This is a genomic window from Comamonas aquatica NBRC 14918 (assembly GCF_000739875.1).
Taxonomy (GTDB): Bacteria; Pseudomonadota; Gammaproteobacteria; order Burkholderiales; family Burkholderiaceae_C; genus Comamonas; species Comamonas aquatica.
On the sequence record NZ_BBJR01000069.1, the window covers coordinates 1 to 26,926 of the forward strand.

Consider the following 26,926-nt stretch of genomic DNA (forward strand, 5'->3'; position numbering starts at 1 on the left):
CCGCCGTGGCCGACGCTGGCAAGAGCGCCTTCGTGGGCCGTGAAGTCACCAAGAGCGACCGCCCCGAGCTGACCGCCGCCAAGATCATCGTCTCCGGTGGCCGTGCCCTGGGCAGCGCCGAGAAGTTCAACGAAGTCATCACCCCCCTGGCCGACAAGCTGGGCGCCGCCATCGGTGCCAGCCGTGCGGCGGTCGATGCGGGCTACGCCCCCAATGACCTGCAGGTGGGCCAGACCGGCAAGATTGTGGCGCCCCAGCTGTACATCGCGGCGGGCATCTCGGGTGCGATCCAGCACCTGGCCGGCATGAAGGACTCCAAGGTGATCGTGGCGATCAACAAGGACCCCGAGGCGCCGATCTTCTCGGTGGCCGACTATGGGCTGGAGGCCGACCTGTTTGCGGCCGTGCCCGAGATGGCCGGCAAGCTGTAAAGAACTTTTCAGCGGCTGCGCCGAACGTACAAAAGGAGCCAGGTGGCTCCTTTTGTTTTGATAGCGCCTCGCGCTCGCTGCGCTTGCGCGGAAGGTCCTATGGCCTGGGGCAATCTCAGGGTTCGCATGGGCCGCTCTGCGCCCGCAAGGGCGAGGGCTGGGTGGCAGCCACCCGCGCCCCGCCTGGGCCTCAGTTCAGGCTCAGGTCCAGGCCCAGCGTTTTGGCCAGGGTGAAGGTGAACAGCATCACGCCCAGCAGGGCCAGTATGAAGAGGGCGGCCACCTTGCCGCCCGTGAGCAGCAGGGCGCGCCGGCTCGCCCCTTTTTTCTTACCCTGGTCGTAATGCCACTTGATGGCGAAGAACATGCACGTGACAAAGATGCCTACCTTGAACGTGACGAAGACTACGGGGACCCAATCGATCATTTGAAAACTTCCAAGCTATGCCGTGGCACGGTCTGCCGTGGGGAGATCGGCCACCGAAGGCGGAGGCCCCAACGGTCAGCAAAATCCCTGCAAAGACCGTGTTGCTACCGGCTGTGCAACATACTCTACTGAAAAGCAATTTCCATACATCGCGCGCGCATCTCGGCGTTGAAAACCATGCAAGAGGACTCTTCCCCCCCTTGGTTGCCGCAATTGGCCCGGCAGGGCGGCCCACGTTTTCTGCAGATCGCCGATGCGCTGCAGGCGGCGGTGGCGGCCGGCGCCCTGCAACCCGGTGACCGCCTGCCGCCGCAGCGCCACCTGGCCGCCCAGCTGGGCGTGGACCTGACGACGGTCACGCGCGCCTACGACGAAGCCCGGCGCCGCCACCTGCTGGAGGGGCGCGGCGCCCGCGGCACCTACGTGGCAGCGCCCAAGGTCGAACTGGCGCCCATCCTCGATCTGAGCATGAACACCCCGCCACCGCCCGATGGCGTGGACTTCGGCGACCTGCTCCGGCAAGGGCTGGCCCAGGTGCTGATGCGGGCCGATGCGCCACTGCTGATGACCTACCACCTGGGCGGGGGCAGCGACGCCGACCGCCAGGCGGGTGCGCAATGGCTGGCGCCGATGTTTGGCCCGCTGGAGGCCGCGCAGGTGCTGGTCTGCCCGGGGGCGCAAGCAGCGATCGCGGCCCTGATCCTGGCGCTGACGGCGCCTGGCGATGTGATCCTGGCCGAGCCCGCCAGCTACCCCGGCCTGCGCACCGCCGCCACCCAGTTCGGGCGGCGCATTGTGGCGGTGGACGCGGACCACCATGGCATGCTGCCGCAGTCGCTGGAGCAAGCCTGCCGCGCGCACCAGTCCAAGCTGGTCTACCTCAACCCGACCTTGCAGAACCCGACGGCCATCACCATGCCGCAGCCCCGGCGCCAGGAGATTGCCCGCATCGCCCAGCGCTGCCAGGTGCGCATCGTCGAGGACGACCCCTACTGGCTGCTGGCCGAGGCCCCGCCGCCGCCGATTGCCACCTGGGCGCCGGCGCAGGTGATCTACATCTCGACCCTGTCGAAGTGCCTGACCCCCGGCCTGCGGGTCGCCTTCGTGCGCATCCACGACCCGCAGGAGCGCGAGCGCTTCCTGGTTGCGCTCCGGTCGTTTGCGCTGATGGTCGCACCGTTGACGGCCGCCCTGGCCACGCAGTGGATCCTGGACGGTTCGGCGCAGGGCTTGATGGCGGGCGTGCGCCAGGAGGCGCGCCTGCGCCACCGGATGGCCAGGGATGTGCTGGCGGGGCGCTACAGCGGCGCGGGCGACGGCCTGCATGTCTGGCTGGAGTTGCCGGGCTACTGGAGCTCCGCGCAGCTGGCGCAGGCGGCCGGGCGCGAGGGCATCGCCGTCACACCCGCGCAAGCCTTTGCCACCGGGGACCCCGGCCGCGCCTCCGTGAATGCCATCCGCATCTCTCTGGGCAGCACCCAGGACCGGGGCCGGCTGAAGGCCGGGCTGCAACGGCTGTCGGACCTGCTGGCACGCCGGCCCGAGCCCTTCAGCCCTGCAGTGGTGTAGCGGGCCCGGTCCCATATGCGGCCGGCTGTGTGGGCGCTGCTGAGCACCGAGGCCGGCGGTGGCTGGCGGCGCCGTGCAACGTCTGTCCCACCGCGTGCGGGGGCCGAGGGTATGGGCACGGCGCTGTGCACTCCCAACTGCCAGCCCCACACCAGTCCATTACAAACAAAAATAGCCTCCAGCGCAGGTGTGCCCTGCGCCAGAAGCTATGGTTGGAGTAGCGACAAGGCGCCCCGCAAGGCCCCTTGCGCCACCAGGTGGTCCCCCCTTAGAAGGTGTGGCGCACGCCCACTTGCAGGCCTTGCTGCTTGCCGCTGTCGCTCAGCAGGGCGGCGGGCTCCAGGCTCATGCCGCCCACGGCCGCGTCGTAGTCCTTGTTCTTCAGGAACGCGTAGGTGCCGTAGACCGCGGTGCGCTTGGACAGGTTGTGCTCATAGCCCAGGGACAGCTGGTCGGCCTTGAGCTTGGTGGCCACGCCCACGGGCTGGTACTGGTAGTGGTTGTACGCCGCCTTGACCACGCCGGCCGCACCCACGGGGGCCGAGGCGCCCAGGGTGTAGGTCTCGCTCTTCACGGTGGACTGGCCCTCGGGCGTGTTGCGCGCCTGGCGGTACGCACCCAGCAGCTTGAAGCTGCCGAAGTCATAGCCGGTGCCCACGGCGTAGGCGCGCTGGCGGATGTTGGCGCCGCCGAAGTCGACGTTGTTCTGCTGCTCGGCCGCCAGGCTGGCGGACCAGGGGCCCTGGTCGTACGACACGGCTGCGTCGTAGTAGGCCTTGGTCTTCCAGGTGCTCTGGTTGGTTTCGCCGAAGGCGTAGTTGGCCGAGAAGGTCACGCCGCCGAAGCTGGGCGAGACATAGCCGATCAGGTTGTCCTTGCGCTTGTCGTCGTTGTTGCCGATACCCCAGGCCTGCGAGCCGCCGATGCCGGCGTGGTGGAACACGTCGTAGCGCTTCATGGTCTTATAGGCAGCTGTTTCATCGCGGCCCAGGTTCACTTCACCGAAGTTGCCCATCAGGCCGACGGTGGCGCGACGCTTGAAGTCCACGCCACTGCCGGAGTCGCCCGCGCCGGTGTCGGCGTTGATGCCCGATTCCAGCCAGAACTGGGCCTTCAGCCCACCGCCCAGGTCCTCGACGCCGCGCAGGCCGAAATAGCTGTCCTTGTTGCCGCCAGAGTTCAGGCCCGACCAGGTGTTGTGGCCATCGACCACCGTGGCCGCAGCATCCACGTTACCGAACAGGGTGACGGAAGACTGTGCAAAGGCCGAGCCGGTGGCAGCCACCGCCAGCAGGGGCAGGGTGACCATGATTTTCTTCTTCATTCAGGAACTCCAATCGAGAAATTGACTTGCACGGGGTTGGTGCTCGCTGTCGTGCGGAAGTTCGTGGATTCAACAAAGTGTTGCAGACGTTTGCACACCGTTTACCTGGCCGTGACCGTCGACCTGCGGCGGCGCACAACGGGGTGGCCGTGGGCGTGCAGGCATGAAAAAAGCTGCCGGAGGGGCAGCTTTTTGGGGGAGGGCGCGTGCTCGCGCAGGCTTACATCAGCAGGTGTTCACCGGCGTTGTCACCGCCCAGGATCACGTAGTTGACCTTGCGGATGTCCATCAGCTTGGTGCCACCAGCGTAGCTGATCGAGGACTGCACGTCCTGCTCCATCTCGATCAGCGTGTTCTTCAGCGGGCCCTTCACGGGTTCCAGAATGCGCTTGCCTTCGACGTGCTTGTACTCGCCCTTGTTGAAGTCCGAGGCCGAGCCGTAGTACTCCTTGAACAGCTCGCCATCGACTTCCACGGTCTTGCCGGGCGATTCCTCGTGGCCGGCAAACAGCGAACCGATCATCACCATGGTGGCGCCGAAGCGGATGCTCTTGGCGATGTCGCCGTGGCTGCGGATGCCGCCGTCGGCAATGATGGGCTTGGTGGCCACGCGGGCACACCACTTCAGCGCCGACAGCTGCCAGCCGCCCGTGCCAAAACCGGTCTTGAGCTTGGTGATGCACACCTTGCCGGGGCCCACACCCACCTTGGTGGCGTCGGCGCCCCAGGCTTCCAGGTCGATCACGGCTTCGGGCGTAGCCACGTTGCCGGCGATCACGAAGGCGTCGGGAATCTTGGCCTTCAGGTACTGGATCATGTTCTTCACGCTGTCGGCATGGCCGTGGGCGATGTCGATGGTGATGTACTCGGGGCAGATGTCGTCGGCGACGAAGCGGTCCACGGTGGCGTAGTCCGCAGGCTTGACGCCCAGCGAGATCGAGGCGTACAGGCCCTGCGACTGCATGGCCTTGGTGAAGGCCACGTTGTCGATGTCAAAGCGGTGCATCACGTAAAAGTAGCCGTGCTGCGCCAGGAATTTGCAGATCTTCTCGTCCAGCACGGTCTTCATGTTGGCGGGCACGACGGGCAGGCGGAAGGTACGGCCCCCCAGCTCCACGCTGGCGTCGCATTCCGAGCGGCTTTCCACGCGGCACTTGCGGGGCAGCAGCAGGATGTTGTCGTAGTCGAAGATTTCCATGGTTCCAAGCTCCGGAAAGGTCACGGTGGGAATCTCACCCACCTCAATTTTCGAGGGTAGGCGCTTGGCTTGGAGACCGGTTTGTGCGGCGCTGGCAGACAGCGGGCAAAAAAAACCGGACCTCAAAAAACTTGGGCCCGGTGATTGATTCTACCCGGCGCACGGGTTCGCTGCTTGCCCCGAAATGCATGGGGGGTATATTGGAAACCGAATGTGGCGCGTGCCGCCAGCGCTCAGCAGGGGCTGCCGGCACGCTCCATGCGCTTACTCCGGCTTGATCTTGGCGCGGCGCACCACTTCGCCGTAGCCCACCAGGCGGTCGGCCATCATCTTCTCGAAGGCGGCGGGCTTCATGTCTTCGGGGACGATCACGGCCCGGTCATTCAACTGCTTGACCATGGCCGGCTCGGTCGCGGCCTGGCGGATGGCCTTGAACAGAATGTCCTGGATGTCCGCGGGCACGTTCTGCGGGGCGGCGATGCCGGTCCAGGACGTCTGGTTGAGCATGGGCTGGTTCAGCTCGCCGAAGGTGGGCACATCGGGCAGCTGGGCCAGGCGCTCGGGCGCGGCCACGGCGAGTGCGCGCAGCTTGCCGGCCTTGATGTGTTCCAGGAAGATCACCAGGTTGTCGAACGCAAACTGCACTTCGTTGGCCAGCACGGCGGTGATCAGTGGCGAGCCACCCTTGTAGGGAATGTGCATGGCCTGGACGCCGTACTGCATCAGCATGGCCTCGGCATTGAGCTGGCCCATGCTGCCGGCACCGGCGCTGCAGAAGTTCACCTGACCCGGACGCGCCTTGAGGTAGGCCACAAATTCCTGCATGTTCTTCACTGGCAGGCTGGGGTGGACGACAACGACGTTGGGCTGGCGGCCGAGCATGGCCAGGTTGGCAAAGTCCTTGATGGGGTCGTAGCCCAGGTTGGGCTGCACCAAGGGGTTGGCCAGGTGGCTGCTCTGCGAGGACACGACCAGCGTGTAGCCATCGGGCTTGGCGCGGGCCACGTATTGCGTGCCGATGGAGCCGCCGGCACCCGGCTTGTTCTCAATCACCATGGGCACGCCCAGGATGCGGGACAGCGCGTCGCTGTACATGCGCGCCATCACGTCCACCGAGCCGCCGGGCGGGAAGGGCACGACCAGCGTGATCGGCCGGCTGGGGTATTTATCGCTCTGCGCCAGGGCTGGCAGTGTGGTGCTGCCGGCCAGGGCCAGGCCAGCGCCCAGCAGGTGGCGTCGGGAGAGGGTGGTCATGGGGTGGTGGGAGGAAGGCATGCGGAAATCCGGCAAGGGTCAAACAGGTTCAGCGGCCGGCACAAGGGCCTGCCACTGAAGGGGAGAGAGGAACAACGTGTCAACCCAGTGCCTGCAGCGTCAGCAGCAGCGCCTGGGCGCGCGGCACGAAGGTAGTCAGGTCGCAGAATTCACGCTCGCTGTGGGGATAGCCACCGACCGGGCCCACGGCGCACAGCGAGGGGATGCCCATGGAGGAGGTGATGCCGCTGTCGGCCGCGCCCCCGGTGAATTCACCATCGACCTCGAAGCCCACCTGGGCCGCGCTGCGGCGGTAGGCCTGCAGCAGGGCGTCGGGGGTGCGCGCCATCGGCAAGGTGCCGGTCATGGCGGTGATGCGGCCTTGGGTGCGGGGCAGGTGCTCGGCTTCAATGACGGCCCGCACCTGCTCCAGTGCATGCTCCAGATTATTTTCAGCGGTGTAGCGGATGTCCAGGTGGGCCTTGGCCAGCGGTGCCACCACGTTCGAGGCCATCCCCCCTTCGATGAAGCCGACATTCAGATGCAGTCCGGGCTGGGCCTCGGTCAGCGCATGCAGTGCAAGCACCTTGTGCGCCAGGGCGGCAATCGCGCTGGCGCCCTGCTGCGGATTGACCCCGGCATGGGCGGCCACACCCTGGACTTCAAAGTCGATGCGGTACGAGCCCTTGCGCTCGTTGACGACATTGCCGCTGATGCGGCCGGGTTCGGCATTGAGCACGGCGCGTGCACCCTGCGAGATTTCGCGGATGCGCCCGCGGCAGGCGGGGGAGCCGACTTCTTCATCGCAGGAAAAGAACAGCTGCACCGGGGACGCGTTGCCCCCGAAGCGCGCCAGGGCCTCCAGCACAAACACGTTCATCACCAAGCCGGACTTCATGTCGGCCACGCCGGGGCCGTAGGCCCGGCCGGCTTCGACACGGAACGGGCGTTGCGCCGCCGTGCCACGCGGGAAGACCGTGTCCATGTGCCCCATCAACTGCAGATGGCCTGTGGCTGCGGGGTTGTGGCCGGGGACACGGGCCAGCAGGCATTCGCCCCAGCCGGGCTCCGGCAGGGTCTGGACGGCAATGCCGGCGGCCTCCAGGCGTGCGCGCAGCAATGCGGCCACGCGCTGTACGCCTTCGACATCGCCGCTGCCGCTGTCGGTATCCACCACTTGCTGCAGCAGTTCCTGCATGGCGCTGGCCTGTTCGGCCAGCCATTGCAGCGCGGCCGCTGTGGCGTCGGGGGAGGGGGGGGAAGAGGGCGCGGTTGAGAGGGACATGGCAATGTTTATGAAATGAAAATTTCAATAATCATAAAAATTATGTGAAATTGGAAAATCATTATTCCGACAAGTCGTCAGGAATTGCAAGCCGGTGAAGCATGGGGCATGGACCGGTCAGTTCGGGCTTGCCTGGCGGCGTGCCATGCAGGACCATCCCCCGGATGCACGCCGTTGCCCGGCGGGGTGCACACGATTTCTTTCCCTTGACCTGAGTCCGCTGCCTATGTTTTTGCCGCAACGTATTGATCTGTATGCCGATGCACTCACCGCGAGTGAGCGCAACCTGGCCGCCTCGCTGCGCCAGCGCTACCCCGAAGGCCTGCTCGACCCGGCCAGCGTGATGGCGGCTGCGGCCGGAACCAGCGCGCCGACGGTGGTGCGCTTCTTTGCCAAATTGGGCTATCCCAGCATGGCCGAGGTGCGGCGTGAGGCGCGCACCCAGCTGACGGCGGCACTGCCCAATCCCTCGCAGCGCAGCAACTTCACGATTGGCGGTGAACGCAGCCTGTCCGAGTGTGTGGACGACACCGTGCTGCACGATTTGCACAACGTACAGGCCACGTTCCAGCAGCTGGACATGGCGGCCTTCCAGGCCATGGTGCAGGCCATCTGCCAGTGCCAGGGCCGGATTTATGTGGTCGCTGGCGAAAACAGCTCGCCGGTGGCCATGTACTTGACCACGCACCTGAACATCTGCCGCCCTGGGGTGGCCGACCTCGGCAGCCGGGCCCCATTTCCGGTGGACCGCCTGCTGTGGGTGGCACCGGAAGATGTGCTGATTGCCTATTCGATCCGCCGCTATGCCCAGGACACGCTGCAGGCCGCCCGGTATTTTCGGGAGTGCGGGGCCACGGTGTTGGGCATTTGCGACAGCATGGCCGCTCCAGTGGTGCGCCATGCCCAGCACAGCCTGCTGGTGTCCACCCACAATGCCTCGCCTTTCGACTCGTACACCGCGACCTTTGCACTGTGCAATGCCCTGGTCTCGGCCGTGGCCCAGCAGCTCAAGGACGGCGTGTCGCAATCGCTGCAAAAGCGCGACAGTCTGTGGGCGAAGATGCAGGCACAAGCAGGCGCCGCGGCAGGCCCATCGCCGCGCCGTTCCGCGCGTTCCAAGGGCAAGTGACCCCCGTGCCGGCGCGGAAAGCCGTGGTTTTGCGGCACGCAAAGCACTTGCAGGCCGCTGGCGGGCTCTGGTTTTTTAGAATGGGGGCATGTTTCCGCTAGACCTGCTCGATGCTGCCGCCCCCGGCACCCCGCCTTCCCAGAATTCGCCCCTGTTGCAGGGCCTCAATGCCGAGCAGCTGGCCGCGGTGACCCTGCCGGCTGGCCACGCGCTGGTGCTGGCGGGGGCGGGCTCGGGCAAGACCCGCGTGCTGACCACGCGCATCGCCTGGCTGCTGCAGACCGGCCAGGTCTCGCCCGGCGGCATCCTGGCCGTGACCTTCACCAACAAGGCCGCCAAGGAGATGACGGCACGCCTGTCGGCCATGCTGCCCTACAACGTGCGCGGCATGTGGATCGGCACCTTCCACGGCCTGTGCAACCGCCTGCTGCGCGCCCACCATGTGGCGGCTGGCCTGCCCGCCACCTTCCAGATCCTGGACACGCAGGACCAGCTGTCGGCCATCAAGCGCCTGTGCAAGCAGTACAACGTGGACGAGGAACGCTTTCCGCCCAAGCAGCTGGGCTGGTTCATCGCCGGCTGCAAGGAAGAGGGCATGCGCCCCCGCGACGTGCCCACGCAGGACCCGGACACCAAGAAGAAGGTGGAGCTGTACCAGCTGTACGAGGACCAGTGCCAGCGCGAAGGCGTGGTGGATTTTGGCGAGCTGATGCTGCGCAGCTTCGAGCTGCTGCGTGATGACGCGGCGCTGCGCGCGCACTACCAGCGGCGCTTCCGTTTCATCCTGGTCGATGAGTTCCAGGACACCAACAAGCTGCAGTACGCCTGGCTCAAGCAGCTGGCGGGCGAGGTGGTGAACGGCCACATGCAGTCCACCAGCAGCGTGCTGGCCGTGGGCGATGACGACCAGAGCATTTATGCCTTCCGCGGCGCGCGCGTGGGCAATATGAGCGACTTCGTGCGCGAGTTCGACGTGCAGCACCAGATCAAGCTGGAGCAGAACTACCGCAGCTACGGCCACATCCTGGACAGCGCGAACGCGCTGATCGAGCACAACAGCCAGCGCCTGGGCAAGAACCTGCGCACCGACCAGGGCGCCGGCGAGCCGGTGCGCGTGCTGGAAGCCCCGACCGACCTGGACGAGGCCAGCTGGATGGTGGGCGAGATCAAGGACCTGGTGCGCAACGACGGTTACAGCCGCCAGGAGATCGCCGTGCTGTACCGCAGCAATGCGCAAAGCCGGGTGATCGAAAGCAAGCTGTTCAACGCCGGCATTCCCTACCGTGTGTACGGCGGCATGCGCTTCTTCGAGCGGGCCGAGGTGAAGCACGCCCTGGCCTACCTGCGCCTGATCGAGAACCCGCACGACGACACCAGCTTCATGCGCGTGGTGAATTTCCCGGCGCGCGGCATTGGCGCGCGCAGCGTGGAAACGCTGCAGGAAACGGCGCGCGCCGCGGGCTGCTCGCTGTCCGATGCGGTCACCGCCGTGGGCGGGGCCGCGGGCACCAAGCTGCAGGGCTTTGTTGCCAAGATCGACGTGCTGCGCGAGGAGACCCAGGGCAAGACGCTGCGCCAGACCATCGAGCGGATGTTGGAGGTCAGCGGCCTGGTGGACTTCTACCTGAGCGACAAGGAAGGCCAGGACCGCATCGAGAACTTGAAGGAACTGGTGAACGCGGCCGAGAGCTTTGTGACCCAGGAAGGCTTTGGCAAGGATGCGGTGGCCCTGCCCGTCGACGAAACCGGGGCGCCGCTGACGCAGAGCCTGGCCAGCCAGGGCGTGGACACGGCGCGGCCGCTGCTGGACCTGCCGCTGGGGGGCACCGACGTGGAGACGGGCGAGACCCTGTCGCCGCTGCAAGCCTTTCTGGTGCACGCCGCCCTGGAGGCCGGGGACAACCAGGCCCAGGCCGGCCAGGACGCGGTGCAGCTGATGACGGTGCACGCCAGCAAGGGCCTGGAGTTCGACGTGGTCTTCATCGGCGGGCTGGAAGAGGGCCTGTTCCCCCACGAGAACGCCATGAGCGACCGCGGCGGCCTGGAGGAGGAGCGCCGCCTGATGTACGTGGCCATCACCCGCGCGCGCAAGCGCCTGTACCTGAGCCACTCGCAAAGCCGCATGCTGCACGGGCGCACCACCTTCAATCTGCCCAGCCGCTTCATCGACGAGCTGCCCGAGGCCTCGCTCAAATGGCTCAGCGCCAAGGGTGGTTTTGGCAGTTTTGCTCCCAAAAGCGCAGCTGGTGGCGCTTGGCAGTCGGGCGCCAGAGGCCAATTTGGAACTTATACGCCCAAGGGGCCGGAAATCTTTGCCAGCCCGCCGGTGCCGGTGCAAAAAGCGGTGCCGGGCCACGGCATCGTCAAGGGTAAGACGGTGTTCCACACCAAGTTTGGCGAGGGCAAGGTGCTGGCGGTGGAAGGCACGGGCGACGATGCGCGTGCGCAGATCAACTTCCCGCGCCATGGCACCAAGTGGCTGGCACTGGCGATTGCCAAGCTGACCGTGGTGGATTAGGCCCGGGTCTTGATGCAAGTCATGGCATAACCCAGCTTCACCTTGGACAGTTGGGGTGTGGGTTGCGCGGAAGCCTTGCCCTCCGCGCAGTGTGTTTTCATTTGGAATGAGGAGCACAGCATGGCACGGATGATGAAAGCCGCCGCCTTTATCGACAAAGGCCGGATCGAGATTGTCGAGAAACCCGTCCCCGACGTGGGTCCCAATGATGCGCTGGTCCGCATCACCACCACCACCATCTGCGGCACCGACGTGCACATCCTCAAGGGGGAGTACCCGGTGGCCCAGGGCCTGACCGTGGGCCACGAGCCGGTGGGTGTGATCGAGAAGCTGGGCAGTGCCGTGCAGGGCTACACCGAGGGCCAGCGCGTGATCGCCGGGGCCATCTGCCCCAACTTCAACAGCTATGCGGCCCAGGACGGCTACCCCAGCCAGGACGGCAGCTACCTGGTGGCGCGCGGCCTGTGCGGCTGCCACGGTTACAAGGCCACGGCCGGCTGGCGCTTTGGCAACCTGATCGACGGCACCCAGGCCGAGTACGTGCTGGTGCCCGACGCCCAGGCCAATCTGGCCCCCATCCCCGATGGCCTGACCGACGAGCAGGTGCTGATGTGTCCGGACATCATGTCCACGGGCTTCAAGGGGGCGGAGAACGCCAACATCAAGATCGGTGACACCGTGGTGGTGCTGGCCCAGGGCCCCATCGGTCTGTGCGCCACGGCCGGCGCGCGCCTGCTGGGCGCGACCACCATCATCGCCGTCGATGGCAACGACCACCGCCTGGGCATCGCCAAGAAGATGGGCGCCGATGTGATGCTGAACTTCCGCAACGTGGACATCGTGGACGAGGTGATGAAGCTCACCGGCGGGAAGGGTGCGGACAGCTCCATCGAGGCCCTGGGCACGCAGACCACGTTTGCCCAGGCCATGAAGGTGCTCAAGCCCGGCGGCACGCTGTCCAGCCTGGGCGTGTACTCGGAAGACCTGTCCATCCCGCTGGCGCAGTTTGCCGCGGGCCTGGGCGACCACACCATCCGCACGGCCCTGTGCCCTGGCGGCAAGGAGCGCATGCGCCGACTGATGAACGTGATTGCCGCCCAACGCCTGGACCTGGGCGTGCTGGTCACGCACCAGCGCAAGCTGGATGACATCGTCGAGGCCTACGACCTGTTTGCGCACCAGCGCGATGGGGTGCTGAAGATCGCCATCAAGCCCTGAGCGGGGCTGCCAGCAAAAAAGGGACGCCTCGGCGTCCCTTTTTCATGCGTGCTCTGCCCGCTTACTTGTAGTCGTAGGTCACGTCGTCCACGTGCAGGCTGCGTTCGCCGTCGGGCGGCGAGAAGCAGTCGCGGAAGGTGAACACGGCCGAGGTCAGGAACATGGTGACCAGGCCCATGCCCAGCATGATGGTCAGGATGTTGGCTACCAGGGCCACGGCCGAGCCCAGCAGCAGCGACAGCACCAGCGTCACCAGGGACAGGACCAGGCCCGCAGCGATCGCCAGGCCCAGCCAGCCCAGGGCGTACATGAAGAAGGCGCGGAAGTTGCGCACGCAGGCCACGACGCTGAAGAACACCGCCTTGACGGGCGAGACGCCGTGCCACTGCACCAGCGCCGGGGCGTGCCACATCAGCATGGCCAGCAGGTTGTAGAGCACGAAGCCGCTCCACAGCGCGATCTGGAAGCCCGGTTGCTGCACCAGTTCCTCGGCTACTTCGGGGGTGATGGGATCGTTGCTCAGCGACAGGCGCGCCAGGCTGCCGTCGTCGAACAGCGAGGTCAGGCTGACGATCAGCAGGATGCCCAGCATGTAGAACAGGCCCAGGATGGCCAGCGCCTGGATGCGCGACTGGCCGCTGCGAAACGGCGCCAGGATCAGGCTGGGGCGGGGGATGCGGTCCTGCGAGGCCTCGGCGGCGCCCAGCATCATCACCAGGAACACGGTGGGCATCAGGATCAGCGCCAGGTAGGACCCGATCACCGGCAGCATGCCCAGCAAGGAGACGGCCGCCATGCTGAGGAACAGCAGGGCCGTCAGTGCCATGGGCTGGCGCCAGAAGGTTTGCATGCCAAGCTTGACCCATTGCAGGCCGGTGCTGGCGGGAACGATGTGGAGTTTCATGTCTGTGGGGCGCAGGAAGGTGCGGCTGCGGGCTGGGCGCCCGGCATGCGCACAACTGTACCCCACGGCTGCGGCGCAGCAGTCCGTGGGGCTGATCGTGCAGGGCTCAGTGTGGGGCGGCGCTGCCCAGGTCCACGGGGTAGGCCACGCGCTGGCGCAGCACGCGCTCGAAGTGCGTGGGGTCGTGCGGCACCAGCATGGAGGCTTCGCGCGGCAGGTAGAAGTCCCACAGGCGCGAGATCCAGAAGCGCAGCGCGCCGGCCCGCAGCATGGCGTTGAACAGCTGGCGCTCGGCCGCTTCCAGCGGGCGCACGGCCTGGTAGGCCTGCAGCATGGCCTGGGCGTTGTCGGCGCGGTGGGCGCCGCTGGCATGGTCGATGCACCAGTCATTCAGGCACACGCACAGGTCGAACAGGAAGGTGTCGGTGCCGGCGAAGTAGAAGTCGAAGAAGCCGGTGAGCTGCTCGCCGTCGAACATCACGTTGTCGCGGAACAGGTCGGCGTGCACCGGGCCGCGTGGCAGGGCGCGGTAGGCGCTCGAGGCCGCCGTGTGGTTCTGGAAGGCCAGTTCGGCCTGCAGCAGCTCGGCCGCGCCGCTTTCCAGGTGGGGCAGGACCACGGGCACGGTCTGGTTCCACCAGGCCAGGCCGCGCAGGTTGGGCTGCTCGCGCGCGTAGTCGCGGCCGGCCAGGTGCATTTTGGCGAGCATTTCGCCCACGGCGGCGCAGTGCACGGGCTGGGGCTGCAGCTGGCTCTTGCCGCGCAGCTTCTGCACGATGGCGGCGGGTTTGCCGCAGACCTTGTGCAGGATGTCGCCGCTCTTGGCATCGGCCTGCGGGTCGGGCACCGGGATGCCCTTGTGGGCCAGGTGCTTCATCAGGTGCAGGTAGAAGGGCAGCTGTTCGGCCGTCAAGCGCTCGAACAAAGTCAGTACCCACTCTCCTTGATCGGTCGTCAGGAAGTAGTTGGTATTTTCAATGCCGCCTTGAATGCCACGCAACTCGGTCAATTGGCCCAGGGGAACGCGGCGCAGCAGGTCGCGCGCGTCTTTGTCAGAGACTTCGGTAAAAACAGCCATCGCTCAGGATGTAGAAAGGGAACATCCCACCACCGCCATGGGCGGTGGTGGGGCAGTGGACGCGGGGTCCGCTCAGAACTGCAGTGCGCGCCAGACCCGGCGGCCGTTGGTGCCGTCGGTGCCTTCGTTGTTCTTGGGGTCGACCTCGTAGGCGGGCAGATTACCCACCTTGGGTTGCACGGTAATGCTCTTGGTTTCGCCGCCGACGCGCAGTTCATCCACGCGGCTGCCACCATCCTCGACGCGGATGCGTTCGATGCGTTGGTTGCCCTTGTCACCCTTTTGCTCTGCATTTTGCAGCTGTTGGGGTGATTGAGCATTGGGTTGGGGCGAGTTTTCGCCATTGGCCTGGGCCAGCACGGGGGCGGCGGTCAGGAGCGAGGTGAGGAGGAGGGTGGCGGCGCGCATGCCCAAATTGTAGGCGTTGTTGCCCCGGTGCATGTGCAGCCTGCGCACCGGCGCCGGGGACAGCTGCGGGCAGGCCCTGGCGCTGGGCAAGACCATGTCCGTTCCCGCCGGCCCTGGCGACAGGCACAATTCCCGCCATGAGCAATTCCAAGACATTGGTGCTGGTCGACGGCTCCAGCTATCTGTACCGCGCCTACCATGCCATGCCCGACCTGCGGGCCGTGCCCGGGGACCCCAGCAGCCCGGCCACCGGGGCCATCCGCGGCATGGTGAACATGATGCAGTCGCTGCGCAAGGATGTGGCGGCCGATTACGCCGTCTGCGTGTTCGATGCCTCGGGCCCGACCTTCCGCGACGCCATGTACGACCAGTACAAGGCCACGCGCTCGCCCATGCCCGACGATCTGCGCAGCCAGATCGCCCCCATCCACGAGGTGGTGGACCTGCTGGGCTGGAAGGTGCTGACCGTGCCCGGCGTGGAGGCCGACGATGTGATCGCCACGTTGGCGCAGCTGGCGGCGGCGCAGGGCATTGACGTCATCGTCTCCAGCGGCGACAAGGACCTGAGCCAGCTGGTCAACGAGCGCGTGACCATCATCGACACCATGAATGGCAAGAAGCGCGACGTGGCCGGCGTGACGGCCGAGTTCGGTGTGCCGCCGTCGCTGATGGTGGACTACCAGGCCCTGGTCGGCGACACCGTGGACAACGTACCCGGTGTGACCAAGGTCGGACCCAAGACGGCCGCCAAGTGGCTGGAGGAATACGGCACCCTGGACAACCTGATTGCCCACGCCGACGCCATCAAGGGCGTGGCGGGCCAGAACCTGCGCGATGCCATCGCCAGCGGCCAGCTGGCGCTGAGCCGCCAGCTGGTGACCATGAAGACCGACTGCGACCTGAGCGCCCATGTGCCGGGCCTGCCGGCGCTGGACGACATCACCCTGGATGCGCCGGACACCGAGGGCCTGCGGCCTTTCTATGAGAAATATGGCTTCAAGGGCTTGGCACGGGCGCTGGGTGCTCCTGCTTCAGAAGCGCCGGAGGTCGCACCTGCCAGTGCCCAGGGCGGGCTGTTTGACGCCGACGATGCGGCCGCCACCGAGCTGGCCGTGGCCGCCCAGCAGCGCGAGGTGGTCTACACCACCATCCTGACCGAGGAGCAGTTCCAGCTGTGGCTGGCCAAGATCCACGCAGCGGCGCTGACGGCCATCGACACCGAAACCGATTCGCTGGACGAGATGCAGGCGCAGATCGTCGGCATCTCCCTGAGCGTGCAGGTGGGCGAGGCGGCCTACATCCCGCTGCGCCACGAGGGCATGGACGTGCCCCAGCAACTGCCGCTGGACTGGGTGCTGGCGCAGCTCCAGCCCTGGCTGGAGGACGCAAGCAAGAAAAAGCTGGGCCAGCACGTCAAGTACGACCAGCATGTGTTTGCCAACCACGGCATCACCGTGCGCGGCTATGCGCACGACACCATGCTGCAGTCCTATGTGCTGGAAGTGCACCGCCCGCACAACCTGGGCAGCCTGGCGCTGCGCCATGTGAACCGCACCGGCATCAGCTACGAGGACCTGTGCGGCAAGGGCAAGAACCAGATTCCGTTTGCCCAGGTGTCCGTGGACAAGGCGGCGGCGTACAGCTGCGAAGATTCCGACCAGACGCTGGATGTGCACGGCGTGCTGTGGCCGCAGCTGGAGGCCGATGCCAAGCTGCGCCACATCTACGAGCTGGAGATGGCGACCAGCGAGGCGCTGTTCCGCATCGAGCGCAACGGTGTGCGCATCGACGCCGGGGCGCTGGCGCGCCAGAGCAACGACCTGGGCGCGCGCATCCTGCAGCTGGAAAACGAGGCCTATGAAATCGCTGGCCAGCCCTTCAACCTGGCCAGCCCCAAGCAGTTGGGCGAGATCTTCTTCGACAAGCTGGGCCTGCCGGTGGTCAAGAAGACCGCCACTGGCGCGCGCAGCACCGACGAGGAGGTGCTGGAAAAGCTGGCCGAGGATTACCCCCTGCCCGCCAAGCTGCTGGAGCACCGCAGCCTGTCCAAGCTCAAGGGCACCTACACCGACAAGCTGGCGCAGATGGCGCTGCCGCGCACTGGCCGCGTGCACACCCACTACGCCCAGGCCGTGGCCGTGACCGGGCGCCTGTCCAGCAACGACCCCAACCTGCAGAACATCCCCGTGCGCACGCCCGAGGGCCGCCGCGTGCGCGAGGCCTTTGTGGCGCCCGAGGGCAAGCTGATCGCCAGCGCCGACTACTCGCAGATCGAGCTGCGCATCATGGCCCACCTGAGCGGTGACGAGGCCCTGCTGCGCGCCTTCCGCGATGGCCTGGACGTGCACCGCGCCACGGCGGCCGAAGTCTTCGGCGTGGCCGTGGACCAGGTCAGCAGCGAGCAGCGCCGTTATGCCAAGGTCATCAACTTCGGCCTGATCTACGGCATGAGCAGCTTCGGCCTGGCCAAGAACTTAGGGATAGAGACCAAGGCCGCTGCGGCCTACATCGACAAGTACTTCCAGCGCTACCCCGGCGTGAAGCGCTACATGGAGCAGACCGTGGAGCTGGCCCATGCCCAGGGCTATGTGGAGACCGTTTTCGGCCGGCGCCTGTACCTGCCCGAGATCAACGGCGGCAGCGGCCCGCGCAAGAAGGCGGCCGAGCGCGCCGCCATCAACGCGCCCATGCAGGGCACGGCGGCCGACCTGATCAAGAAGGCCATGGTGGCCGTGCAGGCCCGGCTGGATGCCGAGCGCCCCGAGGTGCAGGTCATCATGCAGGTGCACGACGAACTGGTGTTCGAGCTGCCGGTGGCCGCGCGCGACTGGGTGCAGGCCGAAATCCCCGCCCTCATGGCCGGCGTGGCCGATCTGTCCGTGCCGCTGCTGGCCGAGATCGGCTTTGGCCCGAACTGGGAGCAGGCGCACTGAGTGGGGCATCCCCGTCGATGCCTTTAAAAAGAGAGCGGCAGGCGCATGTCAATTCAGCCTTTCAGCCACTTTTGTGGCTGAAAGGCTTGAAATGCATGCGCTGAGTGCTCCTGAAAACCAATCCAAGGAATGCCGTGTCAACTGGCTTTGCACTGACGCCCGCCGTGCGCATGGGGCTGTCGATTTCTGTGGCGACGGGGCTGTATGGCATCTCGTTCGGGGCCCTGGCCGTGGCGGCAGGCCTGCATGTCTGGCAGGCGCTGGCGCTGAGCGCGCTGATGTTCACCGGCGGCTCGCAGTTCGCCTTCATCGGCGTGATCGCGGGCGGGGGCGCTGGCTCGGCCGCGGTCGGCGCGGCCACCTTGCTGGGCGTGCGCAACGCCGTCTACGGCATGCAGATGAACCGATTGCTGCAGCCCCGGGGCTGGCGCAAGTGGCTGGCCGCCCACCTGACCATCGACGAGTCGGCTGCCACCGCGTCCGGCCAGATCGATGCAGCCGAGCAGCAGCGCGGCTTCTGGACCGCCGGCGTCGGCGTGTTCGTGCTGTGGAATGCCTTCACCCTGTGCGGGGCCCTGCTGGGCGATGCCCTGGGCGACCCGCGCCAGTGGGGGCTGGACGGTGCGGCCGTTGCCGCCTTCCTGGGCCTGCTGTGGCCGCGCCTGCAGCAGCGCGAACCCGTGGCCCTGGCCGTGCTGTGCGGCGTGGTCACGGCCCTGGCCGTGCCCCTGCTGCCGCCGGGCCTGCCGATCTTGCTGGCGGCCCTGGTCGGTGCCGCCTGGGGCTGGTGGCGCAGCGCGCGCCTGCAGCAGGATGGGAGGCCCGCATGAGCCTGTGGCACTGGATCGTACTGGCCAGCGCCGCCGCGCTGCTGACCAAGCTACTGGGCTATGCCGTGCCGGCGCGTTTCTTGCACAACCCGCGCATGACCCAGGTGGCGGCCTGCATGACGGTGGCCCTGCTGGCCGCCCTGACGGTGATGAACACCTTCTCGCACGGCCAGACGCTGGTGCTGGATGCGCGGCTGGCCGCTCTGGGCGTGGCCGCCCTAGCCCTGTGGCTGCGCGCCCCCTTTTTGCTGGTGGTGGTGCTGGGGGCGGTCAGCGCCGCCATGGTGCGCTGGCTGGCGGGCTGACGGCGGGGGGCTTGACAGCTTGTGTACGCTGGAACGTCATGGGGTTGAAGCGGGCGCGCAAGCAGCCCCGCTGACGACTCAGTCAGCGCGCAGCGGCGCAGCAAGCCGCCGCGTCTTTAGCGAAAATGCGAAGCAGTTCGGGCCACCGCCCTGAAAGAAAACAGTTGTTATGACATTGGTCGCCATCATCGTGGCCACCCTGGCTTCCGGCATCGGCAGCGTTTGGGTGGCTAACTTTCTTTTGCAAGCCGGTTTCGGCCAGCGCGCCAGCAGCCGCGCGCAGCAAGGCCTGCTCAGCCTGGCCGCCGGTGCCTTGCTGGCCACGGCCTTCATGCACCTGCTGCCCGAAGCCTTCAACAGCGAGGCCAGCGCCCAGGATCTGTTCATGACGCTGCTGATCGGCGTTGTGTTCTTCTTCCTGCTGACCAAGGCCGAGCTGTGGCACCACGGCCATGAGCATGCCCACGAGCATGAGCACCATGTGCATGACCACACCCACGCCCACCCCGGGCACACGGGGCACCACCACCATGCCAAGAGCAGCGGCTGGTCGCTGCTGACCGGTGACAGCGTGCACTGCTTTGGCGATGGCATCCTGATTGCCTCGGCCTTTGTCGCCGACATCCGCCTTGGCCTGATTGCCGCCGTGTCGGTGATGGCGCACGAGGTGCCGCACCACATCGGCGATCTGGTGGTGCTGCGCAACAGCGCCCACCGCAATCTGGCGCTGTTCAAGGTGTCGCTGGCCGGTGCGGTCACGGCGCTGGGCGGGCTGACCGGCTACTTCCTGCTGGGCCACCTGGAAACCTGGCAGCCCTACTTCCTGGTGGTGGCCTCCAGCAGCTTTGTGTATGTGGCCCTGTCCGACTTGATCCCGCAGCTGCAAAAGCGCTTGTCGGCCCGCGAGTCGCTGGTGCAGGTGGCCTGGCTGTTGACCGGCATCGTGCTGGTCACCGCGGTCAGCGGACTGGCGCACGGCGGCCACGGCCACTGAGCCGTGCGCACACCAGAGCGCTTTCCCCCCCAACAAAAAAGGCACCGTACGGTGCCTTTTTTGCGGCGGCAGTGCTCACTGGCTCATGCCGGTTCCGTCTGCTGGTGTTCGGGGCGGCGCGTGCCCTGCAGCACGGAGCGCACGGCCGACAGCTGGCGGCGCGACACCTGCAGCATCTCGGGCACGCTGTGCAGGCGCATGGCCCAGCATTCGCCTTCCTCGTCGGTGTACTGCTTCTCCAGCATCCGCATCTGGCTGGGGTTGACCAGGGCGTTGCGGTGCAGGCGCAGGAACTGGCCGGAGTAGCGCTGCTCCAGCTCGCTCAAGGAGTTGTCGAGGATGTAGGTGCGCGAGGCGGTGCGCACGGTGACGTATTTCTGCTCGGCCTTGAGGTAGACGACCTGGTGCAGGGGTACGCGCTCGGCACGGCCACGGTCGCGGATCACCAGCGCCGGGGCAGATTCGCTGCTGCTTGGCGAGCCTTCGAGGGCACGGATGCGGCGCAGCTTGGCAATGGCCTGCTGCAGGCGCTCCAGGCGCACGGGCTTGGTCAGGTAGTCGATCGCTTCCACCTCGAAGGCGCTGGCGGCGTACATGGAATGGGCCGTGACGAAGACGATGGCCGGGGGCTTGGGCAGGTTGCGCAGGGTCTGCGCCAGCACCATGCCGTCGGGGCCGGGCATCTGGATGTCGAGCAGCACCAGGTCCAACGGCAAGGGGCTGCGGTGCACAAACTCCAGCGCCTGGGCAACGTTGGCAGCTTCTTCAATGGTGAACGGCGCGGAGGGGTCTTCGCTTTCACTCAGCAGCACCCGCAACCGGTTGCGGGCCAGCAGTTCATCATCAACGATGAGGATGTGCATCTCTTATCTCCGGATGGTTATGTACTTCTTAACTGAGCGGTAGAGATATCAAAACTTCGAAACGGCCTTCCTTGCGCGTGGCGCTGAAGCTGGCCTGCACGTCGTGCAGCAGGCGCAGTCGCCGTTCCACGTTCTTCAGGGCCATGCCCTGGCCCTGTGGTGCAGTGGCCTTGTCGCCGAGGCGTCGGGACGGATTCAGTGTATTGGTGACGCGTAACAAAATGAATTTTTTCTGAGTGAGTTGCGCGGAGATTGTTACTTTTGCGCCAATTTCAGAGGGTTCTACCCCATGTTTGACGGCGTTTTCCACCAAGGGCTGCAACAGCAGCGGCGGCAGGTGGGCGTCGAGCGCCGCAGGGTCCAGGTCCCAGTGCACCTGCAGCCGATCGCCGAAGCGTATTTGCTCGATGTCGAGGTAGCGTTGCGCCAGCTCAATCTCTTCCGACAGGGCGATCTTGCTGCGGGGGTCCCGCAAGGTGGCGCGGAACAGGTCGCTCAGGTCCTGCAGCAGGCGCTCGGCCTTGCCCGGGTGCTCACGCACCAGGGCGATCGCGCTGTTGAGGGCGTTGAACAGGAAGTGCGGGCGAATGTGGGCCTGCAGCGCGGTCAACTGTGCCTTGGTGGCCGCCGGGGTGCGGCCCTCGGCGCGCAGCACCAGGTAGCCGACCAGCACGGCGGCCATCACGCCGCCGGAGATGGCGTTCGCCAGCCAGTGCAGGTGCGCCACGTCGCCGTTGATCGCCAGCATGGCCGTGGCGTAGAGGCCGGCCACCATGCCCAGCACGATGCCGATCGCGTACTGGTGCGGGCCTTCCATGCGGTGCAGCACGCGCTTGAGGCTGCAGGCCATCAGCAGCCACACCAGCGTGCCCGGCAGGCCGCCACTGGTCAGCCAGGCCATCTGCAGCAGCCACTCCCAGCCGTTGGCCCCTTGGTAGAGCGCGGCCAGGGCGAGCACCAGCTCCACGCCCAGCACGGCGCGCAGCACCACCCCCAGATGGCACGCATCGAAGATCAGAACCGGCAGCGCTGCAGTAGGCTGAGGGGTTGTCCCTTCTGCGGATTCGGAGGAAGGTGATTGGCTCGATAAAATTTCAGGCTTGTGCATAGGGCATCCGGGTGTTCCGGGTGTCTGTCGTAACCGGAAATTCTGCCCTCCCATGTCTGATAACACCACCACGCAGCCCTCCCACAACCAACTCGACACCAAGGCGCAGGCGTGGTCCGCGTTGTTTTCCGAGCCCATGAGCGATCTGGTCAAGCGCTACACCTCGAGCGTGTTCTTCGACCAGCGCATGTGGAAGGCCGACATCACCGGCAGCCTGGCGCACGCGGAAATGCTGGCAGCCCAGGGCGTGATCGGTCAGGACGATTACGCCGCCATCCAGAAGGGCATGGCGCAGATCCAGCAAGAGATCGAGTCCGGTGCGTTCGAGTGGAAGCTGGACCTGGAAGACGTGCACCTGAACATCGAGGCGCGCCTGACGGCCCTGGTCGGCGATGCCGGCAAGCGCCTGCACACCGGCCGCAGCCGCAACGACCAGGTGGCCACCGATGTGCGCCTGTGGCTGCGCGACGAGATCGATCTGATCGAAGGCCTGCTGAAGGAGCTGCAGCTGTCGCTGGTGGAAGTGGCCGAACAGAACGTGGACGTGATCCTGCCCGGTTTCACCCACCTACAAGTGGCCCAGCCCGTGAGCTTCGGCCACCATATGCTGGCCTATGTGGAAATGTTCAAGCGCGACGCCGAGCGCATGCTGGACGTTCGCAAGCGCGTCAACGTGCTGCCCCTGGGCTCGGCCGCCCTGGCCGGTACTACCTACCCGCTGGACCGCGAGCGCGTGGCCAAGACCCTGGGCATGGAAGGCGTGAGCCAGAACTCGCTGGACGGCGTGTCCGACCGCGACTTCGCCATCGAATTCACCGCGGCGGCCAGCCTGTGCATGGTGCACGTCTCGCGCCTGTCGGAAGAGCTGATCGTGTGGATGAGCCAGAACTTCGGCTTCATCAAGATCGCCGACCGCTTCACCACCGGTTCGTCCATCATGCCGCAGAAGAAGAACCCCGACGTGCCCGAGCTGGCGCGCGGCAAGACCGGTCGTGTGGTGGGCCACCTGATGGGCCTGATCACCCTGATGAAGGGTCAGCCCCTGGCCTACAACAAGGACAACCAGGAAGACAAGGAACCGCTGTTCGACACCGTCGATACGCTGAAGGACACGCTGCGCATCTTTGCCGAAATGATCGGCGGCCAGATCAATCCGGTGACCGGCGCCAAGGAAGGCGGCATCACCGTGAACGCTGCCAACATGCGCGCCGCGGCACTCAAGGGCTATGCCACGGCCACCGATCTGGCCGACTACCTGGTGAAGAAGGGCCTGCCCTTCCGTGACGCCCACGAAACCGTGGCACATGCCGTGAAGCTGGCAACGGCCAAGGGTGTGGACCTGAGCGAGTTGCCCCTGGCCGAGCTGCAGTCCTTCAACTCGAATGTGCAGGCCGACGTGTTTGACGTGCTGAGCCTGGAAGGCTCGCTGAACGCGCGCAACACCCTGGGCGGCACCGCCCCTGCACAAGTGCGCATCCAGCTGGCCAAGCACCGCGCACGCCTGGCGTAAGCAGCCAGCCACCCGGCCTGGGCGGGCCGAGTCCATCCACCGCACAAGGGACGCAGCCGCGTCCCTTTTTTTGGGGGCCGCAAGGCTAATGCGGTGCGCAGCGATGCGCTACCTCGCCAAAAGCTATCCAATTTTGAAGCTGTCGGCGGGCTGGGGGCTGATAAGCTCGCAGATGGCCGTGTATGGCTTTTTCTGTTTTTGATTGTTGGAGAAATTCGTGACCCACGCATCCCGTCGTCGCTTCCTGGTCCAAACTGCGCCGCAAGCCGCAGTGCTGGCTGCCGCCAGCGTGGCCGGATGGCGATGGTCGTGGGCCTCCGAAAAACCCCTGCGCATCCTGGTGGGCTTTCCGCCCGGCGGTGGCACGGACGTGATCGCCCGCCTGTTGCAGGAGCCTCTGGGCCGCCGCCTGGGGCGCACCGTCATCATCGAGAACAAGCCTGGTGCCGGCGGGCAGATTGCCGCGCAGCAGCTCAAGACCTCGGTGCCCGATGGCAGCACGCTGTTCCTCACCCACGACCACAGCATTTCCATCCTGCCGCAGGTGGTGCGCCATGCGGGCTTCGATCCGGCGGCGGACTTCGAGCCGGTGGGGGGCTTTGCCTCCTTCGTCAACACCTTCGCTGTCTCGGGACTGCATCCGGCCCGCAGCTTCGAGGAGTACCTGAAGTGGGTGCGCAAGAGCTCGCACGGGCGCAGCGCCGTGGGCATTCCCGCGCCAGCCTCCACGCCCGAGTTCCTGGTCAAGCAGCTGGCACAGCGCTACGACCTGGACCTGCAATCCGTGCCCTACAAGGGCAGTGCGCCCATGATTGGCGACATGCTGGGCCGGCAGATCGAGGCCGGGATTGGCTCGGTGCAGGACTTCGTGCACTACCACAAGGAGGGCAAGCTGCGCGTGCTGGCCGTGCTGGGCGGGCGCCGCCAGCCCCTGTTGCCCGAGGTGCCGACGTTCAGCGAACTGGGGCTCAAGGGCCTGGAGGACATGCCCTACTACGGCATCTATGCCCCCAAGGGTGTGCCTGCAGCGTTCATCCAGCAGTTCGCCAAGGCCCTGGCGGACAGCGTGCAGGAGCCCGCCATCCGCCAGCAACTCGAGGCGATCGGCCTGGTGGTCGATGCCATGGGGCCCGAGCAGCTGGCGCAGCGCGAGAAGGCCTACACCGCGGTCTGGAAGCGCATCATCCAGGACAGCGGCTTCCAGCCCCAGTAAGGCGGGACACCAGCCCGGGGTGGACTGCGGTCAGCGCTGCAGTTGCACTTTGTGCGCCTTCTTGTGCACGAAATCGCCCAGGCGCTGCTGCACGTCGTGCCCCTGCTGGATCATGGCCATCACCAGTCCTTCGGTGAAGAGCCCGTCCGTGGCGGACATGTCGGCAATCCGGCTGATGGCGCTGACGATGGCGTAGTTGGACAGCGGCGCGTTGCCGGCAATTTTCTCGGCCAGCTGCAACGCCAGATCCGGTGCCGGGGTGTCACCCTGGGCGGTGTCGCAGACATAGTGGGTCAGACCCAGTTGGCGACCTTCCTGGGCATCCAGGACGCGGCCGGTGAGCATCATCTCCACCATGCGCGGCGCGGAAATGATGCGTGCCGTGCGCACCGTGGCGCCGCCGCCGGTGAAAATGCCGCGCGTGCCCTCGGGCAGGGCAAAGAAGGTGCTGCTGTCGGCCACGCGCACATGGGCCGCGCTGGCCAGCTCCAGGCCCCCGCCGACCACCGCCCCCTGCAGGCAGGCGATGACGGGAATGCCGCCGTGCTGGATCTTGTCGAACGCGCGGTGCCAGCCCTGGCACACGCGCATGAACTCGACGCCGCTGCGCGCCTTGGCATGGTGTTCCTTCAGGTCCAGGCCCGCGCAGAAATGCTCGCCCCGGGCCATCAGCACGATGGCACGGATGTGTGCGGGCACGGCCGAGAAGTAGGCATCGATCGCGGCAATCGCCTCCTCGTTCAGCGCGTTGCGCTTGTGGGCCATGTTCAGGGTGAGGATGCCGATGGGGCCTTGCTCGGACGTCAACACGAGGGGTTCGGTCATGGAAATGCTCCTTGAGGGCTGCGGGAGAAGACGGCGTCGCGGCCGGGTGCTGGCATGGCGACGGGCGGGGTGTGCGGGTCTTGCAGCCATACCGGTGTCATGCACATGCGAATCACGCCATTCACTGCAGGCGCAGGCTTGCACCACCGCAGTCGCCATGTTCCTGGGTGACTGAGGTGGGTGTGCCACGCTGTGTGTGAAGATCGCAACATTTGCAGGTTGTATGCACTAGGATGGATGAGAGAGATGCGATTTGCAGATCACGGGCCAGGGGACAACTGGATCTCACATGCCTCCAGCATAGGCAGCAGCGGTGGAGCTTCCAATCACCAATCGCGCCGGGTAATGTGCAAAAACTGACAAGAAGAGGGCAAGCCATGGAATCCCGTCAAGGGGCTGCTGTTGCGGCCACGGTGTCGCTGGAGCTGGTGCAGGACTGGCTGGACAGCTTGCAGCGGCTGTGTCCGGAGCCGCTGCTCGACGACTGCCTCAAGCAGGCGGGCATCGTTAAGGCCTTCCTTGGCCGCCCCGGGGCACGGCTGACGCATGACCAGTGCGTCGGCCTGTACCAGCGCAGTGCCGCCGCCACGGGCGACGAGATGATGGGTTTGTGGAGTCGCCCGGTGCGCGCCGGCGCCCTCAAATACATCATGCGGGCGGTGCTGGATGCGCCCAGCATCCAGGTGGCGCTGTACCGCTTCACGCAGTTCTGGAACCTGTTGCTCGATGACTACCGGCTGCAGCTGCACGACGCGGGCACCACGCTGTGCCTGGCACTGGTGGCGCGCAGCCCTGCGGCCGGGCTGAATCGCTTCGGCCATGCGCTGATGCTCAAGCTGACCCATGGCATCGTCTCCTGGCTGGTCGGGCGCGAGGTGCCGGTGCAGCAGGTGGGCTTTGCCTTTGCCCCGCCCGTGTTTGCAGCCGACTATGCGGTGCTGTTCCCGGCGCCGGTGGTGTTCGACGCCGCGCATTCGCAGATCGTGTTCGCGGCCGAGCTGGGCAAGGCCCGGCCCGTGCGCAGCCGCACCGAGGTGCGGGCCTTCCTGGTGCGGGCCCCCCGGGACTGGATCTTCACCGCCTACCACGAGCATGCGTTGCGGCTGAAGGTGCGCGAGCTGCTGTACATGGAACTGGGCCGCAGCCTGGAGGATGTGGCCGCGCGCCTGCACATGTCGTCGCGCACCTTGATCCGCAAGCTGCGCCAGGAGGGGCTGTCCTTCCAGGGCATCAAGGACGATCTGCGCCGCGACCTGGCCATCCTGCAATTGGCACGCGGCGAGGTGGCGCTGGGTGAAATCGCCTATGCGCTGGGTTTCAGCTCCGTCGCGGTGTTTCACCGCGCCTTTCGGCACTGGACGGGCATGACGCCCGGCGCCTACCGCGCCGCACAGCGCCAACTGGCCTGAAGAGGCCACCCGATGCCGGCATGTGCGCGGCCGTGCACCGGCTTGGTGCTACGCTGTGCGCAATTTTTATCGTTTTGAGGGAGCATCAGGTGTTGCAAGGACGTTGGAGCAAAAGGTGGGGGTGGGCGCTGGGGCTGGTCGCAGGCATTCCCTGGGCGGCACAGGCGGTCCAGATCAGCCAGGTGACGCCGCA

At 66.3% G+C, this 26,926-nt stretch carries 23 protein-coding genes; 12 read left to right on the forward strand and 11 right to left on the reverse strand.

The window, feature by feature from the left end; genetic code table 11:
- The coding region (locus CA2_RS15190; protein ID WP_042419228.1) for an electron transfer flavoprotein subunit alpha/FixB family protein at positions 1-431 on the forward strand (431 nt) is incomplete at its 5' end.
- 190 nt (positions 432-621) lie between these two features.
- Here CA2_RS15190 and CA2_RS15195 read toward each other — a convergent pair.
- Complete coding sequence (locus tag CA2_RS15195; protein ID WP_042419231.1) at positions 622-858, reverse strand: hypothetical protein; 237 nt, start codon at positions 856-858, stop codon at positions 622-624.
- Positions 859-1,035: 177 nt separating this feature from the next.
- Here CA2_RS15195 and CA2_RS15200 point away from each other — a divergent pair, with 177 nt between their 5' ends.
- Positions 1,036-2,427 (forward strand): aminotransferase-like domain-containing protein, encoded by a 1,392-nt coding sequence (locus tag CA2_RS15200; RefSeq protein ID WP_042419285.1) that lies wholly within the window; start codon positions 1,036-1,038, stop codon positions 2,425-2,427.
- Between the two features lie 268 nt (positions 2,428-2,695).
- Here CA2_RS15200 and CA2_RS15205 read toward each other — a convergent pair whose 3' ends face one another.
- The 4 genes from CA2_RS15205 to CA2_RS15220 all read right to left on the reverse strand — a co-directional run bounded on the left by CA2_RS15205 (position 2,696) and on the right by CA2_RS15220 (position 7,488).
- Positions 2,696-3,751 (reverse strand): porin, encoded by a 1,056-nt coding sequence (locus tag CA2_RS15205; RefSeq protein ID WP_042419234.1) that lies wholly within the window; start codon positions 3,749-3,751, stop codon positions 2,696-2,698.
- Between the two features lie 220 nt (positions 3,752-3,971).
- Positions 3,972-4,949, reverse strand: a complete 978-nt coding sequence (locus CA2_RS15210; RefSeq protein WP_042419237.1) for a GMP reductase — start codon at positions 4,947-4,949, stop codon at positions 3,972-3,974.
- 264 nt (positions 4,950-5,213) lie between these two features.
- Positions 5,214-6,203, reverse strand: a complete 990-nt coding sequence (locus CA2_RS15215) for a Bug family tripartite tricarboxylate transporter substrate binding protein (protein WP_042419240.1) — start codon at positions 6,201-6,203, stop codon at positions 5,214-5,216.
- Between the two features lie 100 nt (positions 6,204-6,303).
- On the reverse strand, positions 6,304-7,488 hold the full coding sequence (locus tag CA2_RS15220; protein WP_042419244.1) for a M20 family metallopeptidase: 1,185 nt from the start codon (positions 7,486-7,488) through the stop codon (positions 6,304-6,306).
- Positions 7,489-7,714: 226 nt separating this feature from the next.
- On the opposite strand from CA2_RS15220, the gene CA2_RS15225 reads away from it, so the two are divergent.
- The 3 genes from CA2_RS15225 to CA2_RS15235 all read left to right on the forward strand — a co-directional run bounded on the left by CA2_RS15225 (position 7,715) and on the right by CA2_RS15235 (position 12,353).
- Complete coding sequence (locus CA2_RS15225; protein WP_042419248.1) at positions 7,715-8,617, forward strand: MurR/RpiR family transcriptional regulator; 903 nt, start codon at positions 7,715-7,717, stop codon at positions 8,615-8,617.
- Between the two features lie 88 nt (positions 8,618-8,705).
- A complete protein-coding gene (locus CA2_RS15230; protein WP_042419251.1) occupies positions 8,706-11,135 on the forward strand; it encodes a UvrD-helicase domain-containing protein in 2,430 nt (809 codons plus the stop codon).
- 120 nt (positions 11,136-11,255) lie between these two features.
- Complete coding sequence (locus CA2_RS15235; RefSeq protein ID WP_042419254.1) at positions 11,256-12,353, forward strand: NAD(P)-dependent alcohol dehydrogenase; 1,098 nt, start codon at positions 11,256-11,258, stop codon at positions 12,351-12,353.
- Between the two features lie 61 nt (positions 12,354-12,414).
- Here the strand turns inward: CA2_RS15235 and CA2_RS15240 are convergent, their stop codons facing one another.
- The 3 genes from CA2_RS15240 to CA2_RS15250 all read right to left on the reverse strand — a co-directional run bounded on the left by CA2_RS15240 (position 12,415) and on the right by CA2_RS15250 (position 14,743).
- On the reverse strand, positions 12,415-13,257 hold the full coding sequence (locus tag CA2_RS15240) for a BPSS1780 family membrane protein (protein ID WP_042419256.1): 843 nt from the start codon (positions 13,255-13,257) through the stop codon (positions 12,415-12,417).
- A gap of 106 nt (positions 13,258-13,363) precedes the next feature.
- Entirely contained in the window at positions 13,364-14,335 is a 972-nt protein-coding gene (locus CA2_RS15245) for a homoserine kinase (protein WP_042419260.1), read from the reverse strand.
- 72 nt (positions 14,336-14,407) lie between these two features.
- On the reverse strand, positions 14,408-14,743 hold the full coding sequence (locus tag CA2_RS15250) for a hypothetical protein (RefSeq protein ID WP_042419288.1): 336 nt from the start codon (positions 14,741-14,743) through the stop codon (positions 14,408-14,410).
- A gap of 137 nt (positions 14,744-14,880) precedes the next feature.
- Here CA2_RS15250 and polA point away from each other — a divergent pair, with 137 nt between their 5' ends.
- The 4 genes from polA to CA2_RS15270 all read left to right on the forward strand — a co-directional run bounded on the left by polA (position 14,881) and on the right by CA2_RS15270 (position 19,805).
- The gene (gene polA / locus CA2_RS15255; protein ID WP_042419263.1) at positions 14,881-17,676 is read left to right on the forward strand and encodes a DNA polymerase I; all 2,796 of its coding nucleotides are present in this window, start codon (positions 14,881-14,883) and stop codon (positions 17,674-17,676) included.
- 134 nt (positions 17,677-17,810) lie between these two features.
- Positions 17,811-18,506, forward strand: a complete 696-nt coding sequence (locus CA2_RS15260) for an AzlC family ABC transporter permease (protein ID WP_197022610.1) — start codon at positions 17,811-17,813, stop codon at positions 18,504-18,506.
- Positions 18,503-18,811, forward strand: coding sequence for an AzlD domain-containing protein (locus CA2_RS15265; protein WP_042419267.1), 309 nt, complete (start codon positions 18,503-18,505; stop codon positions 18,809-18,811). Before CA2_RS15260 ends, CA2_RS15265 begins: the two co-directional genes overlap by 4 nt.
- A 169-nt stretch (positions 18,812-18,980) precedes the next feature.
- Positions 18,981-19,805 (forward strand): ZIP family metal transporter, encoded by an 825-nt coding sequence (locus tag CA2_RS15270; protein ID WP_042419270.1) that lies wholly within the window; start codon positions 18,981-18,983, stop codon positions 19,803-19,805.
- An 83-nt stretch (positions 19,806-19,888) separates the two neighbouring features.
- Here CA2_RS15270 and CA2_RS15275 read toward each other — a convergent pair whose 3' ends face one another.
- Positions 19,889-20,668 (reverse strand): LytR/AlgR family response regulator transcription factor, encoded by a 780-nt coding sequence (locus tag CA2_RS15275; protein ID WP_042419272.1) that lies wholly within the window; start codon positions 20,666-20,668, stop codon positions 19,889-19,891.
- A gap of 28 nt (positions 20,669-20,696) precedes the next feature.
- Positions 20,697-21,656: a sensor histidine kinase gene (locus CA2_RS15280; RefSeq protein WP_156106089.1), complete on the reverse strand. Its 960-nt coding sequence runs from the start codon at positions 21,654-21,656 to the stop codon at positions 20,697-20,699.
- 172 nt (positions 21,657-21,828) lie between these two features.
- Between CA2_RS15280 and argH the strand changes: the two genes are divergently transcribed.
- Positions 21,829-23,286: an argininosuccinate lyase gene (gene argH, locus CA2_RS15285; protein WP_042419279.1), complete on the forward strand. Its 1,458-nt coding sequence runs from the start codon at positions 21,829-21,831 to the stop codon at positions 23,284-23,286.
- Positions 23,287-23,503: 217 nt separating this feature from the next.
- Positions 23,504-24,499, forward strand: a complete 996-nt coding sequence (locus CA2_RS15290; RefSeq protein WP_052369963.1) for a Bug family tripartite tricarboxylate transporter substrate binding protein — start codon at positions 23,504-23,506, stop codon at positions 24,497-24,499.
- A 30-nt stretch (positions 24,500-24,529) separates the two neighbouring features.
- On the opposite strand, the gene CA2_RS15295 is transcribed toward CA2_RS15290, so the two are convergent.
- A complete protein-coding gene (locus CA2_RS15295) occupies positions 24,530-25,324 on the reverse strand; it encodes a crotonase/enoyl-CoA hydratase family protein (protein WP_042419282.1) in 795 nt (264 codons plus the stop codon).
- A gap of 377 nt (positions 25,325-25,701) precedes the next feature.
- Between CA2_RS15295 and CA2_RS15300 the strand changes: the two genes are divergently transcribed.
- Positions 25,702-26,733, forward strand: coding sequence for a helix-turn-helix domain-containing protein (locus CA2_RS15300; protein WP_174435624.1), 1,032 nt, complete (start codon positions 25,702-25,704; stop codon positions 26,731-26,733).
- Positions 26,734-26,926: the final 193 nt, after the last annotated feature.

Bases quoted from the DNA above. Each gene is read 5' to 3' on its own strand.
- CA2_RS15195 (WP_042419231.1), bottom strand. From the start codon at position 858: ATGATCGATTGGGTCCCCGTAGTCTTCGTCACGTTCAAGGTAGGCATC.
- CA2_RS15200 (WP_042419285.1), top strand. From the start codon at position 1,036: ATGCAAGAGGACTCTTCCCCCCCTTGGTTGCCGCAATTGGCCCGGCAG.
- CA2_RS15205 (WP_042419234.1), bottom strand. From the start codon at position 3,751: ATGAAGAAGAAAATCATGGTCACCCTGCCCCTGCTGGCGGTGGCTGCC.
- CA2_RS15210 (WP_042419237.1), bottom strand. From the start codon at position 4,949: ATGGAAATCTTCGACTACGACAACATCCTGCTGCTGCCCCGCAAGTGC.
- CA2_RS15215 (WP_042419240.1), bottom strand. From the start codon at position 6,203: ATGACCACCCTCTCCCGACGCCACCTGCTGGGCGCTGGCCTGGCCCTG.
- CA2_RS15220 (WP_042419244.1), bottom strand. From the start codon at position 7,488: ATGTCCCTCTCAACCGCGCCCTCTTCCCCCCCCTCCCCCGACGCCACA.
- CA2_RS15225 (WP_042419248.1), top strand. From the start codon at position 7,715: ATGTTTTTGCCGCAACGTATTGATCTGTATGCCGATGCACTCACCGCG.
- CA2_RS15230 (WP_042419251.1), top strand. From the start codon at position 8,706: ATGTTTCCGCTAGACCTGCTCGATGCTGCCGCCCCCGGCACCCCGCCT.
- CA2_RS15235 (WP_042419254.1), top strand. From the start codon at position 11,256: ATGGCACGGATGATGAAAGCCGCCGCCTTTATCGACAAAGGCCGGATC.
- CA2_RS15240 (WP_042419256.1), bottom strand. From the start codon at position 13,257: ATGAAACTCCACATCGTTCCCGCCAGCACCGGCCTGCAATGGGTCAAG.
- CA2_RS15245 (WP_042419260.1), bottom strand. From the start codon at position 14,335: ATGGCTGTTTTTACCGAAGTCTCTGACAAAGACGCGCGCGACCTGCTG.
- CA2_RS15250 (WP_042419288.1), bottom strand. From the start codon at position 14,743: ATGCGCGCCGCCACCCTCCTCCTCACCTCGCTCCTGACCGCCGCCCCC.
- polA (WP_042419263.1), top strand. From the start codon at position 14,881: ATGAGCAATTCCAAGACATTGGTGCTGGTCGACGGCTCCAGCTATCTG.
- CA2_RS15265 (WP_042419267.1), top strand. From the start codon at position 18,503: ATGAGCCTGTGGCACTGGATCGTACTGGCCAGCGCCGCCGCGCTGCTG.
- CA2_RS15270 (WP_042419270.1), top strand. From the start codon at position 18,981: ATGACATTGGTCGCCATCATCGTGGCCACCCTGGCTTCCGGCATCGGC.
- CA2_RS15275 (WP_042419272.1), bottom strand. From the start codon at position 20,668: ATGCACATCCTCATCGTTGATGATGAACTGCTGGCCCGCAACCGGTTG.
- argH (WP_042419279.1), top strand. From the start codon at position 21,829: ATGTCTGATAACACCACCACGCAGCCCTCCCACAACCAACTCGACACC.
- CA2_RS15295 (WP_042419282.1), bottom strand. From the start codon at position 25,324: ATGACCGAACCCCTCGTGTTGACGTCCGAGCAAGGCCCCATCGGCATC.
- CA2_RS15300 (WP_174435624.1), top strand. From the start codon at position 25,702: ATGGAATCCCGTCAAGGGGCTGCTGTTGCGGCCACGGTGTCGCTGGAG.